Consider the following 716-nt stretch of genomic DNA (forward strand, 5'->3'; position numbering starts at 1 on the left):
TGCCCCGCAGCGTTCAGGCTAAACAGTCACGAAATTAGTGAAGATCGACGCCGGCGAAGATATGCCGCTTCTCATCCACCGGGATACGGGACTCGGGGTTTTTGAGCCAACTTCCTAGCGCTGACAATGCGCTCAGCGGGGAATCAGGTTAACACCATCGCCCAGGCTCTTCGGGCTGTACAATTTTTGTACGAAACACTGGCGGAAGAAGGCGTTGATTTGATAGTGCGCGCTCGAGCGAACGATTCGCTAGAGCTTGGCGAGGTTGAGGCGTTGGTGGCACGATGCAAGTTCGCGAAAGCCGATCTTGTGCAAGCTGATGAAGAATCTCGCTCCGCAAACGTTGTGCCAATCCGGAGCGCGCTGAAAAAAAGAAACGCCGCCCACTATGGACTGGCTGCAGTCCAGAGTGACACAACCGCAATGCGGTTGCACTACATCGGTGCCTATCTGAAATGGTTTGCCAACTACGCCTACCTTCGAAAGATACCGACCAAGCGAGGGACATTCCGGACCGTCGCGAATCTTGTTATCGATGCAATTAAGGTCCGGACTCCTCCAGCACGCTCGCATGGAAGGAAAAAGGGCATAACCAAGCAACAAGAAAAGCGGTTGCTCGCGGTGCTCAAGCCTGATTCTCCGGAAAATCCTTGGTCGGATGCCTTCGTTCGAACTCGAAACTATGTCATCGTTCGGTTGCTGTTGTGCCGGCCAAT

General features: G+C 53.8%; 1 protein-coding gene. It reads left to right on the forward strand.

Annotation, left to right across the window (positions count from 1 at the left end; all coding sequences use genetic code 11):
* Positions 1 to 186: 186 nt before the first annotated feature.
* Positions 187 to 716 (forward strand): hypothetical protein (locus C7C56_RS28125; RefSeq protein ID WP_146204409.1); only part of this gene is annotated, 530 nt, incomplete at its 3' end.

It is taken from the genome of Massilia glaciei (assembly GCF_003011895.2).
In the GTDB taxonomy this organism is placed as follows: domain Bacteria; phylum Pseudomonadota; class Gammaproteobacteria; order Burkholderiales; family Burkholderiaceae_D; genus Telluria_A; species Telluria_A glaciei.